Annotated in this window: 3 protein-coding genes; 2 read left to right on the top strand and 1 reads right to left on the bottom strand. The window is 73.5% G+C overall.

Annotation, left to right across the window (positions count from 1 at the left end; all coding sequences use genetic code 11):
* Positions 1–608 (bottom strand): NAD(P)-dependent oxidoreductase (locus AOK11_RS37560; protein WP_276204866.1); only part of this gene is annotated, 608 nt, incomplete at its 3' end.
* A 192-nt stretch (positions 609–800) separates the two neighbouring features.
* On the opposite strand from AOK11_RS37560, the gene AOK11_RS37555 reads away from it, so the two are divergent.
* Positions 801–1,712: an Lrp/AsnC family transcriptional regulator gene (locus AOK11_RS37555; protein ID WP_055598103.1), complete on the top strand. Its 912-nt coding sequence runs from the start codon at positions 801–803 to the stop codon at positions 1,710–1,712.
* A gap of 195 nt (positions 1,713–1,907) precedes the next feature.
* The gene (locus AOK11_RS37550) at positions 1,908–3,569 is read left to right on the top strand and encodes an amidohydrolase (protein WP_055598102.1); all 1,662 of its coding nucleotides are present in this window, start codon (positions 1,908–1,910) and stop codon (positions 3,567–3,569) included.
* Positions 3,570–3,581: the final 12 nt, after the last annotated feature.

The raw sequence follows: 3,581 nt of genomic DNA, 5'->3' as shown, positions 1-3,581 counted from the left end.
TCGGTGGCGGCGGCCAGCGCGTCGAGGGCGTCGTACCGCTCGACGCCGGCCGGCCAGTCCGCCTGCGCGGTGTGCGGGTCGTAGGCCGCGATCCGGCCGAAGACGGGGGCGGCGATCGTGGCGAGGTGGCGGGCGATGCGGCCGAGGCCGACCAGGCCCAGGGTCAGTTCGCTCGCGCGGCGCGGCAGCCTGCCCGCGGCGAACTCCTCGTTCCAGCCGCCCGCCCTGACGACGGCGTCGGCCTGCGGGAGGCGGCGGATCAGCGACAGCGCGCAGGCGAAGGCGTGCACGGCGACGTCCTCGGTGGCCGCCGCCGGCAGGTTGGTCACCCACAGGCCGCGTCGCGCGGCCTCCGCGGTGTCGATCATGTCGTAGCCGGCGGACATGGTGGCGATCATCCGCAGCGCGGGGAGGCGGTCGAGCAGCGCGGCGTCGACGCGGGCGTATCCGACGATCAGGGCGACGGCGTCCGCGGCGAGCGACGCGATGACGTCGGGGTCGCGGCTGTCGCCGATCCGCACCTCGAAGCCGGCGTCCACGAGCATCCGCGCCCCCGGCTCCGGATCGAGGTCCTCGGGGTCCGTGAAGACGACTACAGGCTGCCCCATTCGATCCTCCGCAGATGATTCGTCTGTGAATGGCGAGTTGAACGTACGTTTCGTCATGTCGCCTTGTCCAGGGGTGGCCGTGCCGTACGCCCGTGACACCAGTCACTCCGAAGGATGACGGGTGACCGAGAATGTCAGCGGACCCGGGCGGGGTACGCACCCCGGGCCGCCGAACCGAGGGGATCAGCCCAGGTGGATCTGGACCGCATCGACCTGGCCGTCGTCCGCGAACTGCAGAACGACGGCCGTCTCACCTACGAGACGCTGGCGCAGCGCGTGGGCCTGTCCCGGCCGGCGACCCGGGCCCGCGCGCAGCGGCTGCTCGGCTCCGGGGCGGTCCGGGTCGTCGCCGTCGTTCACCCGGTGGTGCGCGGGCTGACGGCGTCCGCGCACCTGTCGATCGACACGCACGGCCCGGCGGAGCAGGTGGCGCGGGCGATCGCGGCGATGCCCCAGGCCCCCTTCGTCACGCTCACCGCCGGGCAGCGGCCCGTCATGGCCGAGCTGCGCACGGAGGGGTTCGACGCCCTGGACCGCGCGATCGAGCGGGTGCGGTCGCTGCCCGGCGTCTCCACCGTGGACCCGCTGATCAGCGTCCGGCACATGAAGGACCCCTATCTGCTCGCCACGAACCCGGGCGTGCACGAGCTGGACGACACCGACCGGAAGATCCTGGACGAGCTGGAGCAGGACGGCCGCCTGCCGTTCGCCGAACTGGCCGAGCGGGTCGGTCTGTCGCCGGGCGCCACCCGGTCCCGCACCCTGCGCCTGCTGGAGGACGGTGTCGCGAAGGTGCTCGCCCTGGTGCGGCCCGAACTGCTGAACCTCGGCTACCTCTGCGGTTTCGCGGTACGGGTCGACGGGGCGCGCGAGCCGGTCGCCTCCACGCTCGCGGACTGGGAGCGGGTGTCGTTCCTGTCGGCGTGCAACGGCCGCGCCGAACTCGTGGGCACGATCAGCGCGGAATCCCTCGGCGCGGTACGTGCGACCCTTGACGCCATGCGGGCCTGCGCGGGTGTGCGCGGCGTGGAGAGCTGGGTGCACCTCGAGCTGATCAAGGAGCGCTACGACATGGGCGCGCCCAACGGTGCGGCCGTGCCGTAGGCGGACCGTTCGACGCCGCGGGACGCCCCGCGAAGGATGATCCGTAAGTGAGAGGGCTCAGAACTTCCGAAGATTAATTCTTGCCACCCTCTGGCCAACTTGTCGTTCGTTATCTATCGTCCTGACGAACGAATCAGCCGTTGTGCGTCGCCCTTGTCGACCCCGGCGTCCCCTTGGCCGAAAGCAGGACCCCTCATGCGCCACGCTCCCGCCGATCCCCGTACCGACCGCACCCTGCTGGTGACCGGTGCCGCCGTGGCGGCGGCCGGCACCGCCGCTCGCGCGGAGGCCGTCGCCGTTCGCGGCGACCGCATCGTGCACGTCGGCACGGCCGAGGACGCCCGCGCGGCCCTCGGCGGCCGGGCCGACGAGACGCTGGAGCTCGACGGCGGCCTGGTCCACCCCGGGTTCGTCGACGCCCACTGCCACCCGGTGATGTACGGACAGGCCCTGGCCTGGGTCGACTGCCGCCCCGAGCGCGTCCCCGACATCGACACCCTGGTCGCCGTGCTGTCCGAGGCCGCCCGCGACCTGCCCGCCGGCGTGCCCGTCCGCGGCTTCGGCTACGAGCACCGCCGCCTCGCCGAGCGCCGCCACCCCACCTGCCACGACCTCGACCGGATCGCCACCGACCGCGAGGTGTACGTGATGAACGCCTCCGGCCACGGCGGCGTCGTCAACACCCACACCCTGCACGCCTGCGGCATCACCGCGGGCACCCCCGACCCGGACGGCGGCTCCATCGGCCGCTTCGCGAGCGGCGAGCCCGACGGGCAGCTGTGGGACGCGGCCTGCGACCGGCTCACCGGCCCCGCCGGAGTGAAGATCGGCAACCACGGCCCGAACTTCCACCTCTCCGAGCCCGACGACATCATGGCCGACCACCTGCTGCGCGCCCAGGAGACCTTCCTGGCCGCCGGTGTGACCACCGTCGGCGACGCCCAGGCCTCACGTCGCGAGATGGAGACGTACCTGCGGGCCCGTGAGAGCGGCGCACTGCGGATGCGCGTCTCGGCGTACCTCACCTCCGCCCTGCTCGACGTCGCCCTCGACCTCGGCGTCGTCCACGGCTTCGGCGACGACCTGTTCCGTGTGCAGGGCGTGAAGTTCTACGCGGACGGCACCCTCGGCGGCTGGACGGCCTACTTCCCGGAGGGGTACGCAGCCGACTGCTGCCACCACGGGCAGCTCTACCACTCGGCCGAGGAGTACGCGGAGATCGTGCGCCGCGCCCACGCCGCCGGACTGCAGACGGCGACCCACGCCCAGTCGCCGTTCGCCATCGGCATGGTGCTCGACGCCGTCGAGAAGGCACAGGCGGACGTCCCGCGCGCCGACATGCGCCACCGCATCGAGCACTGCGGGCTGCCCACCGACGAGCAGATCACGCGCATGGCCGGTCTCGGCGTCGTACCGGTCATGCAGCCGCAGCACCACCTGCGCACCGGCGACGGCACCCTCACCGCGATCGGCGACCTCGGCCACCGCTACAACCCGGCCGGGCCGTGCCTGCCGGCCGGTGTCCCCGTGGTGTTCTCCTCCGACGCGCCGGTCGCACCCCCCGCGCCGCTGGAGGCCGTGTCCGCCGCCGCCACCCGGCGCACGGTCCTCGGCACCGTGCTCGGCGACGCGTCGCTGCGGCTGCCGGTGGCCGACGGACTGCACGCCCACACCGCCGCCGCCGCCCGCGCCCTGCACCGGGAGCGCTCGGTCGGCTCCCTCGCGCCCGGCCTGCTCGCGGACTTCGTGGTCCTCGACTCCGATCCGCTGGACGCCGACCCGTCCGAGCTCGCGTCGATCGGCGTACGCGAGACCTGGATCGGCGGGTCACGCGCCTGGGCCGCCCCCGGCCGCTGAAACCCCGTCCGC

Source organism: Streptomyces hirsutus, assembly GCF_001418415.1.
Classification (GTDB): domain Bacteria; phylum Actinomycetota; class Actinomycetes; order Streptomycetales; family Streptomycetaceae; genus Streptomyces; species Streptomyces hirsutus.
This window is presented reverse-complemented; position numbering and strand designations above follow the sequence as displayed.